This window comes from Streptomyces sp. DSM 40750, from assembly GCF_024612035.1.
Classification (GTDB): domain Bacteria; phylum Actinomycetota; class Actinomycetes; order Streptomycetales; family Streptomycetaceae; genus Streptomyces.
Genome location: NZ_CP102513.1, coordinates 5,657,274 through 5,673,510, shown reverse-complemented (window position 1 = coordinate 5,673,510; position 16,237 = coordinate 5,657,274). Strand labels below are relative to the sequence as shown.

Below are 16,237 nucleotides of genomic sequence, written 5' to 3'. Positions count from 1 at the left end.
GCTCCCGCCACGGCTCCCGGCACCCCCACCGCTCATGTCCATTCCATCAACATTCCCCTCACCGGGGGCTGCGCCCCCTGGCCCTCCGCAGATTCATGAGAGCCCTCGTCAGAAGCCCTCGCCGGACGCCCTCGTCGGACGCCGAACCCCCTACCAACCCCGCGCCGCCCCCCCGCAGCACATCCCCCACCCTCGTCACGTCCGGGTTGGTGTCCGCGCCCGGGCGTTGTACGAGGAACAGGGTGTTGAGCGGGGGTTCTTCGGGGTCGTGGAGGAGGGTGAGGGTGCCGGTGGTGAGGTGGTCCTCGCAGAGGGAACGGGGGAGGACGCTGTAGCCGGAGCCCGCGGTGAGGGCGGCGACGACGGCGTGCAGGTTGGGGACGGTGAGGGCGGCCCGGGCGGTGAGGGGCTTGCCGAAGACGGTTCGCCAGTAGCGGCGGGCGATGGGGAGGTCCTCCGCGTAGGTCACGAGCGGGACGTCACGCAGGGCCACGCACAGGTCGTCCGCCGCCAGGTGCTGCCCGACCCGTTCGCCCCACTTCCGGCCCGCGACCAGCACGTACTCCTCGTCCGTGAGGGGCGCCGAGGGCAACGCCCGGCCGCGTGGCCGCCGCGTGGTGATCACCAGGTCGTGGCGGCCGGCCCGCAGCTCCTCCAGCAGCGGCTCGGTCAGACCCTGCGCCACCCGTAGGCGTAGGCCCTCGGCGACGAGCCCGGCGAGCGCCGGCAGGACCCGGGCGCACAGCAGCTCCGAGGGCCCGGCGAGATGCACCGGTGCCGTCCGGCCGACGGGTGTCCCGGGGCCGCCGTCGAGCGTGGCCAGCGCGTCGAGCGGAGCGGAGACCTGGCGGGCCAGTTCGTGCGCGAGGGTGGTGGGTTCCATGCCGCGCGGGAGCCCGGGTGAACAGCTCGCGCCCGGACTGCTGCTCCAACGCACGGATCTGCGCGGTCACCGTCGGCTGGGAGAGCCCCAACAGTGGTGCCGCGGCGGTCAGCGAGCCGGAGCGCAACCAGATCGGCGCCCCCGCCGTCGCCCTGGCCCAGGAGCGTCCCAACCCCATGCTCAACGGCCACCAGGCCTGGCTCGACGGCCTCGCCGCCGCGGCCGCCAAGTGAGCGAGTCGGCCGAGCGAGCTGCGACCGCGACCGCGCCCGCCCGGTGTCGTACCGCCCCCAAGCCCACCCCGGGCTGCGAAACTGCGAACGCACTGTACGCGGCAGGAAGTTGATGTCATGACCGACAAGCTCACCGTAAGTGTCCTGGGTACCGGCATCATGGGTGCCGCGATGGCCCGCAGCCTCGTCCGCGCCGGTCACGCCGTACAGGCGTGGAACCGTACCCGGGAGAAGGCGGAGCCGCTCGCCGCGGACGGTGCGCGGATCGCCGAGAGCCCGGCCGAGGCCGTACGGGGTGCGGATGTCGTACTCACCATGCTGTACGACGGGGCCGCCGTCCTGGATGTGATGGGTGAGGCGGCGCCCGGGCTGAGCCCCGGCGCGGCCTGGGTCCAGTCCACCACCGCCGGTGTCGAGGCCGTCGCCGAACTGGCCGCGCTGGCCCATGAGCACGGGCTGGTGTTCTTCGACGCGCCCGTCCTCGGCACCCGCCAGCCCGCGGAGGCCGGACAGCTGACGGTGCTGGCCGCGGGGCCGGTCGAGGGGCGCGGGACGGTGATGCCCGTCTTCGACGCCGTCGGCGCCCGTACGGTCTGGACCGGCGAGGACGGCGCGGCGGGCACCGCCACCCGGCTCAAGCTCGTGACCAACAGCTGGGTGCTGGCCGCCACCAACGCGGCCGGTGAGGTCCTCGCCCTGTCCAAGGCCCTCGACGTCGACCCCCACTCCTTCTTCGAGATCATCGAGGGCGGGCCGCTCGACATGGGCTATCTGCGCGCCAAGTCCGCCCTCGTCCTCGACGGCCGGCTCTCCCCGGCCTCCTTCGCCGTGGCCACCGCCGCCAAGGACGCCCGCCTGATCGTCGAGGCCGGGCAGCGGCACGGCGTACGCCTCGACGTGGCCGCCGCCGGCGCCGACCGCTTCGCCCGCGCCGCCGCCCAGGGCCACGCCGACGAGGACATGGCCGCCGCGTACTTCGCCAGCTTCGACGAGGTCGTCGACGTCGAGGGCGCGCATGAGTGATCCCGTCGCCTCGGGCGAGCCGGCGCCGCCCGACGCCGCCGTGCGCGACCGGCTGGCCACGGAGAGGAACGCCTGGCTCTGCACCGTGCGGCCGGACGGGTCCGCGCATGTGACGCCGGTGTGGTTCGTGTTCCTGCGGGGTTGTTGGTGGATCGGCGCGGACGGGGGCTCGGTCAAGGTCCGGAACGTCGAGGAGTTCGCGCGGGTGTCCGTGGCCCTTGAGGACGGCCGGTTCCCGGTCGTGGCGGAGGGGACGGCGGTGGTGCGGCGCGGCCCGTCCCCCTTCCCGGCGGACGTCACGGAGGCCTTCGCCGCGAAGTACGGCTGGGACGTCACCGCTCCCCACGGGCCGGGCGAGACCCGCGTCCTGCTCGAAGTCCCCGTAACGCGCTGGCTGCTGGCCGGTACGGCTCAGTGAGCTTCGGAGAGGGCGGCCGAGATGGCCTCCGCCGCCGTGGTCAGGGCCGTGACGACCTCCTTCAGCCGGTCGGGTGAGTGGCGGACGCTCGGCATGGAGACCGAGACGGCGGCGACGGTGCGGCCGTCGGCGTCGGTGACTGCCCGACCCACGGCGACGAGGCCGCGTTCGGAACGCTCGACGTTGAGGGCCACGCCGGTCTGCCGTACCGCGCGGAGCTCGGCGCGGAGTCTCGGCAGATCGGGGCGTTCCTCGGCGGGGTCGGCCGGGGCCGGGGCGTAGAGCGCGGTGAGCTCGTCGTCCGTCAGGGCGGCCAGGGCGATGAGGCCGCCGGTCACCTGGTGGGCGGGGAAGACCATGCCCTCCCTGTTGCCGACCCGCAGCGCCCGTGAGCACTCGACCGAGGCGATGAACCGTACGGTCCGGCCGGTGCGGATGGTGAGGTTCGCGGTCTCGTCGAGGGTGTCGACGAGGGTGCGCAGCGGGCCCAGCGCGGCGGCCCGGAGGGCCGTGACGTCCGACTGCGCCCGGTCGGCGATCTCCAGGACGGGCCCCGCGCGGTAGGTGCGGTCGTCCTCGTTCTGCACGGCGAAGTCCCGGTACACGAGCGTCGACAGCAGTCGGTGCGCGGTCGACCGGGCCACCCCGAGCCGCTCGGCCGCCTCGGACACCGTGAGCGGGCCCTCCACCTGCAGAATCACCGCGAGCTGGAGCGCGTGGTCCACGCTGGTGACGCCGTACGTGGGCGGGTTCTTCATGGGCTTGGCCACGACGACCTCCCGATCCGTGATCCATGATCCGTGGTCCGCGTTAGGCGGTCCGCGTTCCGTGATCCGTGGTCCGCGTTCCGTGGTCCGCGTTACGTGGTCCGTGGTCCGTGTTCCGCGAGCAGGGCGCTTCCCATGCTCGCCCTCCGGTCCTGTGCTGTTCCGCTGTGCAGAATCTACTGTTCTCGCCCGGCCGGGGCGGCGCACCGTTCCCGTATGACCGACACCGACACCGACACCGACACCGACACCGGCACCGACACCGGCACCGGCACCGGCACCGACACGGAGCCGCACGCCGGCTCCCCCGTCTCCCTCACCGCCGAGGACCGGCCGGACCAGCCGCCCGTCACCCCGGAGCTGGAGGATCTGTACCGGGGATTCGAGAAGGCCCTGCTGGTGCCGCTGTGGACGCGGATCGGCGACCTCATGCCGCCCCACCCCCGGTCGAAGGCCCAGCCGCACCGCTGGGAGTGGGGGACGCTGCTCGACCTGGCGGGCCGGTCCGGTGACCTGGTGCCGGTCGGGCGGGGCGGGGAGCGGCGCGCGATCGCGCTGGCCAACCCGAGTCTGGGCGGCCGGCCGTACGCCACCCCGACGCTCTGGGCCGCCATCCAGTACCTGATGCCCGGCGAGAACGCGCCCGAGCACCGGCACACCCAGAACGCCTTCCGGTTCGTCGTGGAGGGCGAGGGCGTGTGGACGGTCGTGGAGCGCGACCCGGTGCCCATGCGGCGCGGAGACTTCCTGCCGCAGGCCGGCCTCAACTGGCACGCCCACCACAACGCGGCCGACGAGCCGATGGCCTGGATCGACGGCCTCGACATCCCCTTCCAGTACGACGTCGAGGCGCAGTTCTTCGACTTCGGGCGGGAGGAGTTGTCGGCGGAGGAGCACCAGGCGCCCGGCCGTTCCCGCTCCGAGCGGCTGTGGGGCCACCCCGGGCTGGCCCCCGTCTCCCAGCTCAGGCCCCGGTCCGAGTCCGACACGGGTACCCCGCTGCTGCGCTATCCCTGGGCCGCCACCGACGCCGCTCTCACCGACCAGCTGGAGCTGGAACGCGCGGGCCACCCCGGCACCGTCGAGCCCGGCCACGCGCTGGTCCGCTACACCGACCCCACCACCGGCCAGGACGTCCTGCCGACCATCCGCGCGCAGTTCCACCGGATCAGCAGCGGTACGCAGACGGCTCCGCGCCGGGAGACCGGCTCGTCGGTCTACCAGGTGTTCGACGGTTCGGGCCGCGTGACCGTGGGCGACTTCTCCTGGTCGGTCCAGCGCGGTGACCTCTTCGTCGTCCCCTCCTGGGCACCCCTCTCGATCCGCTCCGAGGCGTCCCCGTCCGACTCCGACTCCGGCGCGCTCGACCTGTTCCAGTTCGGCGACGCGCCGATCTTCACGAAGCTCAACCTGTTCCGCAGCCACGTAGAGGAGAGCCACGCGTGAAGCTCGCCACCATCCGCCTCGACGACACCGGGGACGCCGGGAGCGCCGCCCGTGCCCTCGGAGGCCTCCGCGGCCTCGACGCTCTCGACGGCCTCGGAGGCCGCACCACCGCCGTACGCGTAGAAGGCGACTCTTTCGTCGACCTCGGCCTGCCCGACGTGGGCGCCGTACTCGCCTCGCCGGGCGGACTCGCGGCCGCCGCGACCGCCGACGGTCCTCGCCGCTCCTCCGCCGGTGCCGCGTTCGCCCCGCTCGTCCCGCGCCCGACGAAGGTGGTGTGCGTCGGCCTGAACTACCAGAAGCACATCAAGGAGATGGGCCGCGACCTGCCCGAACACCCCACCCTGTTCAGCAAGTTCGCGGACACGCTCATCGGCGCCAGGGACGACGTCCGCCGCCCCGCCGAGACCGAGCAGTTCGACTGGGAGGCCGAACTGGCCGTCGTCATCGGCCGACCGGTCCGACGCGCGGACGAGACGGAGGCGGCGGCCGCCATCGCCGGCTTCACCGTCCTGAACGACATCACCTGCCGCGACTGGCAGTTCCGCACTCGCGAATGGCTCCAGGGCAAGAACTGGGACGCCACGACGCCCGTCGGCCCGTACCTCGTCACGACCGACGAGCTCGGCGGCCCGCGCCCGGCACTCGACATCAGCTGCACGGTCAACGGCCGCCTGATGCAGCAGGACAACACCGGCGACCTGCTCTTCGACCCCGTAGACCTGGTCCGCTACATCTCCACGATGATCCGCCTCAACCCCGGCGACATCATCGCCACCGGTACCCCGGGCGGTGTCGGCCACGCCCGCAAGCCCCCGGTCTTCCTCGTCCCCGGCGACACGGTGATCACCGAGATAGCGGGCCTGGGCCGACTGGAGAACACCGTGATCGCGGACGGCGCACGATGAGGGCCGGTGAGAAGGCGCAGGCCAGGGACCTCCGAACGACACTCGCCTGGGTCTCCGAGGGCACCGCCCTGTGCCGCAAGGTCCTCGCCGGCCTCGACGAGACGTCGTACGACGCCCCCTCGACGCTCCCCGGCTGGACCCGCAAGCACCTGGTCGCCCACCTGGCCGGCAACGCCGAAGCGCTCGGCAACCTCGTGCACTGGGCGCGCACCGGCGAACCCACCCCCATGTACGCGTCCTCCGGCCAACGCAACGCGGACATCGAGGGGGGCGCGCGGCTCCCCGGCGCCCGGCTCACCGTCTGGTTCGAGGAGTCCGCCCAGACCCTGACCGACGCGATGGCCGCGCTCACGGCCGAACAGTGGCGGGCGGAGGTGGTGACGGCCCAGGGCCGGACCGTCCCGGCGAGCGAGATCCCCTGGCTGCGCGCCCGCGAGGTCCTCGTCCACGCCGTCGACCTCGACGGCGGCGTGCGGTTCGCCGACCTGCCCGCGGAGTTCCGCGCCGAACTCCGCGTCGACATCCTCGCCAAGCGCGGCGGCACCGCCGTCCCCACGGTCCACGGCACCCCGTCCGAGGTCACGGCGTACCTGGCCGGCCGCCCGTACGAGGGCGTCACGACGCCGGACGGCACCCCGGCCGAACCACTGCCGCCATGGCTGTGACCGGTCCTGTGACCAGTCCTGTCATCAGCCTGACCAGTCATGTGCCATCGAGGAGAGGGACGCCATCGAGGAGAGGGACGCCATCGAGGAGAGGGACGCCATCGAGGAGAGGGACGCCATCGAGGAGAGGGATGCCATCGAGGAGAGGGACATGACCACATGGACGGAAGGCGGCCGCCCGGACGTCCTCGTCATCGGCGGCGGCATCGGCGGCCTCTCCGCGGCCCTCGCCCTCGCCCACAAGGGCCTGCGGATACGGCTCTACGAACGGTCCGCCGAGTTCGGCGAGGTCGGCGCGGGCCTCCAGCTCGCCCCGAACTGCACCCGCATCCTCGACACGTACGGCCTCCTCGACGAGGCCGTCGCGCTCGGCGTGCTCCCCGAACGCATCCTCATGAAGGACGCGGTCGACGCCACCGAACTGACCCGCCTGGACCTGACCGACCTCGAACGCCGTTACGGCTTCCCCTACTTGGTGATCCACCGCAGCGACCTCCACGGCCTCCTCCTGCGTGCCTGCCGCCGCCTCGGCGTCGACCTGGTGACGAACGCGCACTGCGTCTCGTACGAGAACGTCGACGGCGGCGCCCGGACGGTGTTCGCCGACGGCCGCACCGACGAGGCCGACGCGGTGATCGCCGCCGACGGGCTCCACTCGGTCGCCCGACGGCTCCTCGTCCACGACGAACCCGTCAACTCCGCGTACGTCGCCTACCGCGCGGCGATCCCCGTCGACGAGGTGCGCGGCAACGGCGTACACGTACACGAGAAGGACGTCGTGGTCTACATCGGACCGCGCTGCCACTTCGTGCAGTATCCGTTGCGCGGCGGCCGGATGCTGAACCAGGTCGCCGTCTTCGAGTCGCCCAAAGCCCTGGCCGGCGAGGCGGACTGGGGCACACCCGACGAACTCGACCGGGCCTTCGACGGCATGTGCGCCCAGATCCAGCGCGGCCTGCCCCTGATGTGGCGTGACCGCCGCTGGCGCATGTTCGACCGCGACCCGATCACCACCTGGACCACCGCCCGCATCACCCTCCTCGGCGACGCGGCCCACCCCCCGCTGCAGTACATGGCCCAGGGCGCCGTCATGGCCATCGAGGACGGCTGGGTCCTGGCGGAACACGTCGAAGCGCGGACCGACTCGTCCCGCCTCGTCGACTGGGATGGAGCCCTGGCCGCCTACCAGGCCGTACGCCCCGAACACTGCCGCCGCGTCGTCACCACGGCCCGCGCATGGGGCGACCTCTGGCACCACGACGGCCCGAAACGCCTCCAGCGCAACGCCCTGCTCCGCGCCCGCGACCCCTACGACTACACCTTCACCGACTGGATCTACGGCCCCACAGCCCTGACCCCCGACCAGGAACCGCCCCTCTACCCGAAGTTCCCTCTGGACTCGGTACGGCTCTGATGCCGGGCAGGGCCGCGACGACCGGCCGCACTCGCCGCATCCGCCGACGACGCCGAGACGCCGCCGGCGCGGCAACCCCCTGGCCGACGGCAGACGGCAGACGGCAACGGCAGACGACGGCCGGCAGACGGCCGACACGCCACCCGGCCGCCCCGGCCACGGGCACTCATGCCCGCTCGTCCGGCGGGCGCGCAGCCCCGATAGCACGCCACGCCCGCCAACGCCTTCCTGCCCGGCGTGCCCGTGTGCGGCCTTCCTGTCCGCCACGCCCGCGTGTGTCTCCCTGTCCGGCGTGCCCGCATGCGTCTGCTTGCCCGCGGCGTGCCTGCCTGCCCGCCCGCACCCCTCACTCACGCCCGGTCGGCCGCGTCCTGCCCCTCCAACGCCTCGTGCGCCCCCGCCGAACCCAACGGCGGCGCGCCGCCCTCTCCCGACCCCTCTCCCAACCCCAACCCCAACCCCGGCCCGGACCCGGACCCCGACTCCGACCCGGACCCCGCTGCCGCAGGCCGTCGTAGTCGTCCGGTCACCCACATCGCCACCGGCTCCGTCCAGCGCGCGGTCAGCGGGCCGACGATCACCAGGATGAGGACGTACGCCGTGGCCAGCGGCCCGAGCGACGGTTCGATGCCGGCGGTGACGGCGAGGCCGGCGATGACGATGGAGAACTCGCCGCGGGCGACCAGCGTCCCGCCCGCGCGCCAGCGCCCCTTGACCGAGATCCCGGCCCGTCGCGCGGCCCAGTACCCGGTGGCGATCTTCGTCAGGGCGGTGACGACGGCCAGTACGAGCGCGGGCAGCAGCACCGGCGGAATGCTCGCGGGGTCGGTGTGCAGCCCGAAGAAGACGAAGAAGACGGCGGCGAACAGATCCCGCAACGGCGCCAGCAGACTGTGCGCGCCCTCGGCGACCTCCCCCGACAGCGCTATGCCCACCAGGAACGCCCCCACGGCCGCCGACACCTGCAACTGCTGCGCGAGCCCGGCGACGACGAGCGTCACCCCCAGCACGACCAGCAGCAGCTTCTCGGGGTCGTCGCTGGAGACGAACCGGGATATGTGCCGCCCGTACCGCACCGCCACCAGCAGCACGACCCCGGCCGTACCGAGTGCGACGGCCAGCGTCGCACTGCCCGCCGCCAGACCGACCCCGGCCAGCAGGGCGGTGACGATCGGCAGGTAGACGGCCATGGAGAGGTCTTCCAGCACCAGGATGCTGAGCACGACGGGCGTCTCACGGTTGCCGAGCCGCCCGAGATCGCCGAGGACCTTGGCGATGACCCCGGAGGACGAGATCCAGGTGACGCCCGCGAGCACGACGGCGGCGACGGGCCCCCACCCCAGCAGCAGGGCCATGGCCGCACCCGGCACCGCGTTGAGCGCGGCGTCCACGAGCCCGGCGGGGTACTGGGTCTTGAGGTTGGAGACGAGATCGCTGGCCGTGTACTCCAACCCGAGCATGAGCAGCAGCAGAATCACGCCGATCTCGGCGCCGATCGCCACGAACTCCTCACTGGCCCCCAGCGGCAGCAGCCCACCCTCCCCGAACGCCAGCCCGGCCAGCAGGTACAGGGGTATCGGCGACAGCCGAAACCGCCCGGCGAACCGCCCGAGCAGCCCCAGCCCGAGGATGATCGCGCCGAACTCGATCAGAAAGACGGCGGAGGAGTGCGTGGTGGCGGACTGAGCGAGGAAATGCCCGGCGGATTGCGGGGCGAAGGCCAGGGAAGCGGAGAAGCTCACGTTCCCCTCACTCCCGACCGAGGGTCGCCGCGGCCGCCTCCACACCCTCACGGGTGCCGATCACGATGAGCGTGTCGCCGCCGGCCAGCCGGAAGTCCGGCGTGGGTGAGGGAATCGCCTCGGCCCGCCGCAGTACGGCCACGATGGACACACCCGTCTCGGTCCGCATCCGGGTGTCGCCCAGCACCCGCCCGTTCCAGTACGACGTGGAGGCCAGCTCGATCCGCTCCGCGACCAGCCCCAACTCCGTGGTGGACAACACGTTCGGGCTGTGGTGGTCCGGCATCAACGCGTCGACGAGGGCGGTCGCCTCCCCCGCCGTCAGCCGCACCGACAGCGCACACGCGTCCGGATCGTCCTGCCGGTACGCGCTCAAGGTCCGCGCACCGTCCCGATGTGCGACCACCGAAAGCCGCCGCTGTTCTTTGGTCGCGAGGTCATAGCGGACCCCGATCCCCGGCAACGGCGTACTGCTCAGGCGCGGAGCACTCACGGCTGACCCCCTGTCTGATTCGGATATGTCTTCGGACGACCGTCGGTGCCACCCTAACGAGACCTCGAAAACCGGCCGCCGGAAGCGAGGTTGGACCCCCGATGGAACAATCCCCCTTCAACGTCCGGACCGGAGTCACCACGGCATCGGGGGAGAACCGAAAGGAAGCAACGGCATGATCCCAACGGGTGTCCCCACACCCAGTGGAACGGGTGTCCCCACACCCAGTGGAGCGGATCTCCCGAGGCCCTGTGGAGCAGGCGCCTCGACGCCCCATGGCACAGGCGCCCCCACGCGCCCTGGCGCGGATATCCCGGCCCCCCATGGAACGGGAGTAGCCACACCCCTTGGAGCGTGCCCATGATCCGGTGGGTGTCCCTGGGCACCGGCCCCCGCCCGGTCCCCCAGCCCGTGGCCACGCCCTTGGTGTGGGCCACGGCCTTCGGCGGCGCGATGGCCCTGGTGGCCCTCCTCAACGCCCTGGTCGGCACGGACCGCCCCAGCCTGGCCCTGGCCGCGCTGTCACTGCTCTCCGCACTCCTGGGCCTCTACGCCCGCTTCATTGCGGCCCCTGGCACGGCCGCCCTGTGCTGGCTCTTCCTCAACGGCTTCGCCATCCCGCCGGCCGGCGTCCTGACCTGGGCCAACCCCCGCGACACCTTCTGGCTCGTCTGCCTCCTCACCGCGGCCCTCACCGGCACCACCCTCGCCCGCCTCCACCAGGCCCGCGCCGCCTACCGCCGCCTCACCACCGCCCAGGCCCCACCCACCCCCGACCCGTCCGACCGGCCCCCGGCCCACTGACCCCCGCCCGAGAGTCAAGGACGTGGCCCCGAAGATCGCCGACGCCATCTGTGACCCCCGGAAAATCCCCTGCGGACAAAAACCAGGACAACGAGGGCTGAGAAGCACGACGAAGGGCCCCACCGCGAACGGTGGGGCCCTTCGACAACTGCAACCGGAGGTGCAGCTGTTCTGCCTGGTCAAGGGGGGTTTCCGGTGTCGTTGGGTGTGGGGCGGACCGGCTGCCCGCGTCCGTCTGTATCGGCGCTATCGAGATCGAACTCCCTGGCCCGGGAGGGATGGGGCAGGGAGGCCATGGCGTGGCCCCGGTCGAGCGTGGCGGAGCACAGCAGGCCGCGTCCGCGACGAGAAAGCGTTCGACACCAGCCCTCCGCGTGAGGAAGCACCCTATGGGCGCCCGGTCGGCTGATGTTCGACACCGATGGGCGCCCGGTCGGCTGATGTTCGACACCGATGCGGGACAGGGCGCCGCGGGCGATGACTCCGAGCAGTTCGGCTTCGCGAGACACCGGGACGGAGTGCCCGCCGGCCACGGGCCGGCGGGCACTCCGGGTCTTCGGGAGCGGCGGCGTCTCAGCGCCGGCATTCACCCGATCTGTTCGCACGGTCGTGCTTGTAGAACTTGAACACCGGCTGCCCGTTGCGGAGCACGTCGGACGTGCCGTCGTAGTAGTAGTTGCGGTCCACGATGTCTCGCTGGGTGCCGTTGATGCCCCACTTGTCGTGGCCCTTCTTCTGGGTCCCGTCGTACCAGTTGTACTCGTCGATCCAGAAGTGCGGGTTGACCCGCACCACGCGCTTGATGGGCGCCGCGGTGAGCCACGCGGTCCGGCCGGGCGGGACGTCCATGTTGACGGAACGGCCCCAGCCGACGGTCTTGCCGTAGGCCCACGAGTACGAGAACTCGGCACCGAGGCCGACCCCGAACAGCTTGCTGATGTTGGGGCTGACGCTGAGGCTGCCGTTCACCGTCTTCGTGGTGGTCGTCGTCGTGCTGTAGCTCTGGTCGACCCGCTCGCTGACGTTGCCGCCCTGCGAGCAGTTGGTCACCTGGTCGGAGTACGCCGTCTGCCTCCCCTCATACGTCCAAGAGGACGACGCGGGGTAGAAGCAGTGGCCCTTGATCTCACGCCAGCCCGGGTTCATGGCGTAGCGGTTTCCCGCCTTGCTGCCGCCGATGTACCGCCAGACCGGCGCGTTCCCCACGCTTCCACGGCTCCTGTCGAGCAGCTGCTTGGTGTCGACGTTGTAGTACCAGAGGCTCTGGCCGCTCCGGTTGGAGCCGTTCTGGCACATGTTCGGGAGCAGCCAGTCGTGTACGCCGTTGACGTCCGTCGACGCGATAGCGGCCGGGGCGGAGGCGAGGGTCAGGCCGCTGATCGCCATGCCGAAGGCGGCGCCTGTCAGGAGGCACTTCTTGATGGTGGGCACGATTCTTACGTCCTTGCGCGTTGGATGCGGGACCACACGTGTGAGGCCGGGCGGTCGGTAGCCGTGAGGCCGGCTGCGAGCAGTCTTTTGTCGGCGCGAGTTGGTGCCCAACCCCGCCCAAGGGAGGAATCAACTCCTCCGAGACCCAGCGGCCCGGCCCGGCGCCCCCGGCCTCAGTGGCCGCACACCTCGCGGTACGGCGCGTCAGGCACGTATGTGTGCCATTGGGCGGGTGTCAGGTCGGCGTCGCCGGTGCGGGCGCAGATCTGGGTGACGGCCCGGGCGGGGTCGATGGTGTGGCGCTGGAGTGGGACGTGGGTGCCGGCCGTGTGGATGGTGGTGCTGTCAGGGCTGAAGGAGAGAGAGGCGATGGCGTCGCCGGGGGTGGTGAGCGGGCCGCCGAGGGGCTGTTGGGTGGCGATGTCCCACAGCTGGAGCGTGCCGGCGTCGCCGCCGACGGCCAGGGTGCGGCCGTCGGGACTGATGGCGAGGGCGCTGACTGCCTCGGCGGTGTCGCCGCGCGAAGTGGGGAAGACGTTGGGCAGCGTGCCCGCGCGGTGTTTCAGGGCGCCGTCCCACAGAGTGACCCGCCCGGTCTGGTCGCCCGCCGCGAGCCGGGAGCCGTCGGGGGCGAAGGCGAGGGCGCCGACGTCGTCGCCCCGGACGAGGTCGTGGGCGCGGACCGTGCCGGAGGGCAGGCGCACGGTGCGGTCGGCGGTGACCAGCAGCTGCCCGTCGGGGTGGATGGTCAGCTCGGTGCCGGCCGCGTCCGGGTGCACGGCGGTTTGGCGGTGCCGTGCGGTGTCCCACACTTCGTAGCTCAGCTCGCCGATGCCGGGTGTGCGCGTGGCGTACAGGGCGTGACCGCCGGGGCCCAGGGCGAGTGTGACGACCGCTCCGTCGGACGACGGCGTCGCCAGGTCCAGCGTGGTCCGCGCGTGGCCGCGGGCCATGTCCCAGAGCATGAACCGCTGCGGCGCGGCCAGGCGGCCGGGTGCGGAGACGCCGTAGGCGAAGGTGCCGCCCTCGGGGCTGAAGGCCATCAGGGCCAGGGTGTCCTGCGCGACGACTGGCTGCTCGGGGTCGCGCGACACGGGCAGGGGTACCGGCGGCAGCGTCCGCAGCACGCGCCCGTCGCGTGTGTCGCGCAGCTGGAAGCGGTAGCCCGTGTCCCCGGTGAGTTCGGCGGTGGCGAGTGTACGGCCGTCCGGGCTGAGCAGCACGGCGTCCAGGGGGGCGTCGCGCCAAGCGGGGGTGACGGCGCCCGCGAGGTCCAGAGTGTGGACGGTGCCGCCTTCGAGGTAGCGCAGCAGCGGCCGGTCGGGATCCCAGACGAGGCCGCCGTAGAGATGCTCGTTGTACAGAGGGTGGCGGAAGACCGGGGCGGGGGCGTCTGTCGGGGAGGAGGTGAGGCGCCACGCCCTGATCTCGCTTGCGTCGGCGGTTGCGAGGAAGGTTCCGTCCTCGCTGAAGGCGAGGCTGTGCACGCCCGGGTCCGCGAGGTCGGCGATCCGGCGTCCGGATGCGGCGTCCCAGACGTGGACGCCGCTGGGGGAGGCCACGGCGAACCGGTCGGCGGCCTCGCCCGGGCCGCCGAACACCAGCATCGAGTGGTCGTCGTCGCAGAGGGCGCCCGCGTCCTCCCAGGCGCCGGGCAGGGTGCGGTGGCGGGCGGTGTCCCAGACCTGCGGTGCGCGGCCGGTGGGACAGACGGCCATCAGCCGGCCGTCGGTGCTCGGCGCGACGTTCGCGCGGCCGGTCACCCGGGTCTCGAACAGCGGTGTGCCGTCCGCGACCGAGTGCAGCCGCACTCGGTCGTCGTACGGACTGCTCTCCGCGTAGCTGCGGCCGTCGGGGCCGAAGTCCACGGTGGCGTCGGCCGACAGCGCCGGCCCGGTCCACTGCCCGGTGGATGTGTCCCACAGCCCTACGCCGTCGTCGGCGGCGATCGCGAGCAGCCGCCCGTCGGGACCGGCTCCGACGACGATTCCGTCCGGCAGCCGGCCCGAGGTGAGGGGGCGGTGCGTGGTCACGTCCCAGGTGCGCCAGGTGTCGTCGTCCGCGCTGAGCAGCGTGCGGCCGGAGCGGGTGAGGAAGCGGGTGGGGCCGCTGCCGGGCGCCGGGTCGGTGAAGGTGTCCGTTTCGGGCTGGGCGAGGGCGCCGAGCAGGGCGCGGCGGGTCTCCGGCGACTCGGCGACGCGCCAGGCGGCGACGCCGAGCAGCTGGGCGGTGCGCGGGTCGGTGGTGCGCAGGGCATCGGCGACCTCGGCGACGCGGCGGGCCGCCGCGTCGGTACGACGCCGCTGGTTGTCGTGGTGCTCCACCCAGGCGGCCAGGCCGGCGACCAGAGCCACGGCCAGGACGGCCGAGAGCGTGGCCAGCAGTGCCCGGGACCGCCGCGCGGAGCGGGCGGCGGCGCGGAGCTCCGCCTCACGGGCGTCCAGCGCGGCGGTGAGGAAGGCCCGCTCCGTCGCGGTGAGCATGCCGTCCTCGTCCGCGAACAGTTCCTCCGCGCGCGCCAGCCGGGTGCCCCGGTACAGAGCGCCGGGATCGCGGTCGTGCTCCAGCCAGGCGCGGGTGGCCTCGGCGAGGCGGCGGTGGTGGCGCAGCCGTTCGCGGTCCTCCTCGATCCAGCCGTGCAGCCGCGGCCAGCAGGTGATCAGCGCCTCGTGGGCGAGCTGGACGCCGTCCTCGTCGGCGGTCAGCAGCCGGGCGAGGGTCAGCCGGTCCACGACCACCGGTACGTCGGACTCGGCCCACTCCTCCATTTCGGCCCGGGTGAGCGGGCGCCGGGTGTCGGGGGTGCCCTGGCCCGGCTCGACCATCCGCAGCAGCAGGTGCCGGGCGGTGCGGGACTGCTCCGGTGACAGCTGCCCGTACACCTTCTCCGCGGTGGCCGCGATCGCGCCGCGCACCCCACCCGCCGCCTGGTACCCGGCGAGGTTGAGCACCCGGCCCCGGCGCCGCCGCCAGGTCTCCAGCAGGGCGTGCGAGAGCATCGGCAGGCCGCCGGGCTCGTCGAGCACCTCCTCGACGAGCCGCGCGGTCAGTTCCCGCTCGACAAGGAGGCCGGCCTCCTGGGCGGGCTTGACGACCGCCTCACGCAGCTCGTCCGCAGTCATCGGGCCGACCAGCAGGGACGCGCGGCACAGCGAGTCCGCCAGCCCCCGGTGCTCGGCGCAGCGGGCGTAGAAATCAGCGCGTACGGCGATCACCACCCGCACCCGGCTGCCGGGGTCCCGGGCGGCGAGCAGAAGGTCGATGAACCGCTCGCGCTCCTCCCGGTCCCGGCACAGGGTGAAGACCTCCTCGAACTGGTCCACCACCACCCAGCTGTCCGGCTCGCCCTCGGCCGGGGCCAGCAAATGGCCGTACGTGGTGGCGGGCCGTGGGCCCGGGGTGAGGATGCGCAGTACCGCCGGGCCGCCCTGGTCCGCGATCTTCTCCCGCATCCGGGGTATCAGCCCGGCCCGCAGCAGCGAGGACTTGCCGCTGCCTGACGCCCCGAACACGACCGCGAACCGGTGACCGCACACCAACTCCCGCAACTCCTCCGCCAGCCGGTCCCGGCCGAAGAACAGGTCGCGGTCGTCCGGCTCGAAACGGGCCAGCCCCCGGTACGGCGGCGTCGAGTCCTCGGCGTCCTGCCGCGCTTCCCCCGCGACCTCGGCCTCGGCCTCCTTCCAGCGCGGCTCCCACTCGCCGGGGTCGCCCCCGCAGGCGCGCACGTACCCCTGGAGCACAGCGAGCGACGGCAGCCGTGTCCCGGCCGCGGCCTTGGACAACGTCGCCGCGGAGAACCCCGCCGTGTCGGCCATGGTCCGGTACGACGGGCTGCCCGCGGCCCGGCGCAGCTCCCGCAGCTCATGGGCGAGGCGCTGCGCCGGGCCCGCCCCGGAATCCAGCGGCCTCTCGGGACGCGCCACCGGCTCACCCACTTCCGTACAGGTTCCGCAGAGCGGTGGAAGGCTCGTGAAGTGATTCGTAAGGCCGCTAAACATATTCCCCCC

Annotated in this window: 13 protein-coding genes and 1 pseudogene; 7 read left to right on the top strand and 7 right to left on the bottom strand. The window is 72.8% G+C overall.

Annotated elements, in window-relative coordinates; genetic code table 11:
- Positions 1-150: 150 nt before the first annotated feature.
- Positions 151-1,010, bottom strand: a pseudogene (locus JIX55_RS25365) (LysR family transcriptional regulator).
- Positions 1,011-1,233: 223 nt separating this feature from the next.
- Here JIX55_RS25365 and JIX55_RS25360 point away from each other — a divergent pair.
- Positions 1,234-2,139, top strand: a complete 906-nt coding sequence (locus tag JIX55_RS25360; protein WP_257565583.1) for an NAD(P)-dependent oxidoreductase — start codon at positions 1,234-1,236, stop codon at positions 2,137-2,139.
- Positions 2,132-2,557 carry a pyridoxamine 5'-phosphate oxidase family protein gene (locus JIX55_RS25355; protein ID WP_257565582.1) on the top strand — a complete coding sequence of 142 codons (426 nt, stop codon included), beginning with the start codon at positions 2,132-2,134 and terminating at the stop codon, positions 2,555-2,557. The genes JIX55_RS25360 and JIX55_RS25355 overlap by 8 nt, the downstream gene beginning before the upstream one ends.
- Here JIX55_RS25355 and JIX55_RS25350 read toward each other — a convergent pair.
- Entirely contained in the window at positions 2,551-3,327 is a 777-nt protein-coding gene (locus tag JIX55_RS25350) for an IclR family transcriptional regulator (RefSeq protein ID WP_257565581.1), read from the bottom strand. The genes JIX55_RS25355 and JIX55_RS25350 overlap by 7 nt on opposite strands.
- A gap of 213 nt (positions 3,328-3,540) precedes the next feature.
- Here JIX55_RS25350 and JIX55_RS25345 point away from each other — a divergent pair, with 213 nt between their 5' ends.
- From JIX55_RS25345 to JIX55_RS25335, 3 genes are read left to right on the top strand one after another with little or no spacing between them, the layout of a single operon-like run.
- The gene (locus JIX55_RS25345) at positions 3,541-4,770 is read left to right on the top strand and encodes a cupin domain-containing protein (protein ID WP_257565580.1); all 1,230 of its coding nucleotides are present in this window, start codon (positions 3,541-3,543) and stop codon (positions 4,768-4,770) included.
- Positions 4,767-5,678: a fumarylacetoacetate hydrolase family protein gene (locus JIX55_RS25340; protein ID WP_257565579.1), complete on the top strand. Its 912-nt coding sequence runs from the start codon at positions 4,767-4,769 to the stop codon at positions 5,676-5,678. Before JIX55_RS25345 ends, JIX55_RS25340 begins: the two co-directional genes overlap by 4 nt.
- Entirely contained in the window at positions 5,675-6,343 is a 669-nt protein-coding gene (locus tag JIX55_RS25335) for a maleylpyruvate isomerase N-terminal domain-containing protein (protein ID WP_257565578.1), read from the top strand. Before JIX55_RS25340 ends, JIX55_RS25335 begins: the two co-directional genes overlap by 4 nt.
- Before the next feature lie 24 nt (positions 6,344-6,367).
- Here the strand turns inward: JIX55_RS25335 and JIX55_RS25330 are convergent, their stop codons facing one another.
- On the bottom strand, positions 6,368-6,496 hold the full coding sequence (locus JIX55_RS25330; protein ID WP_257565577.1) for a hypothetical protein: 129 nt from the start codon (positions 6,494-6,496) through the stop codon (positions 6,368-6,370).
- Between JIX55_RS25330 and JIX55_RS25325 the strand changes: the two genes are divergently transcribed.
- Positions 6,495-7,757, top strand: a complete 1,263-nt coding sequence (locus JIX55_RS25325) for an FAD-dependent oxidoreductase (protein ID WP_257565576.1) — start codon at positions 6,495-6,497, stop codon at positions 7,755-7,757. The genes JIX55_RS25330 and JIX55_RS25325 overlap by 2 nt on opposite strands.
- Before the next feature lie 350 nt (positions 7,758-8,107).
- Here the strand turns inward: JIX55_RS25325 and JIX55_RS25320 are convergent, their stop codons facing one another.
- Entirely contained in the window at positions 8,108-9,481 is a 1,374-nt protein-coding gene (locus tag JIX55_RS25320) for a cation:proton antiporter (RefSeq protein ID WP_257569477.1), read from the bottom strand.
- A 25-nt stretch (positions 9,482-9,506) separates the two neighbouring features.
- Complete coding sequence (locus JIX55_RS25315; protein ID WP_257565575.1) at positions 9,507-9,992, bottom strand: cation:proton antiporter regulatory subunit; 486 nt, start codon at positions 9,990-9,992, stop codon at positions 9,507-9,509.
- 360 nt (positions 9,993-10,352) lie between these two features.
- Between JIX55_RS25315 and JIX55_RS25310 the strand changes: the two genes are divergently transcribed.
- The gene (locus tag JIX55_RS25310; RefSeq protein WP_257565574.1) at positions 10,353-10,796 is read left to right on the top strand and encodes a hypothetical protein; all 444 of its coding nucleotides are present in this window, start codon (positions 10,353-10,355) and stop codon (positions 10,794-10,796) included.
- Between the two features lie 573 nt (positions 10,797-11,369).
- Here the strand turns inward: JIX55_RS25310 and JIX55_RS25305 are convergent.
- On the bottom strand, positions 11,370-12,227 hold the full coding sequence (locus JIX55_RS25305; protein WP_257565573.1) for a hypothetical protein: 858 nt from the start codon (positions 12,225-12,227) through the stop codon (positions 11,370-11,372).
- A gap of 173 nt (positions 12,228-12,400) precedes the next feature.
- Complete coding sequence (locus JIX55_RS25300; RefSeq protein ID WP_257565572.1) at positions 12,401-16,153, bottom strand: nSTAND1 domain-containing NTPase; 3,753 nt, start codon at positions 16,151-16,153, stop codon at positions 12,401-12,403.
- Positions 16,154-16,237 lie beyond the last annotated feature (84 nt).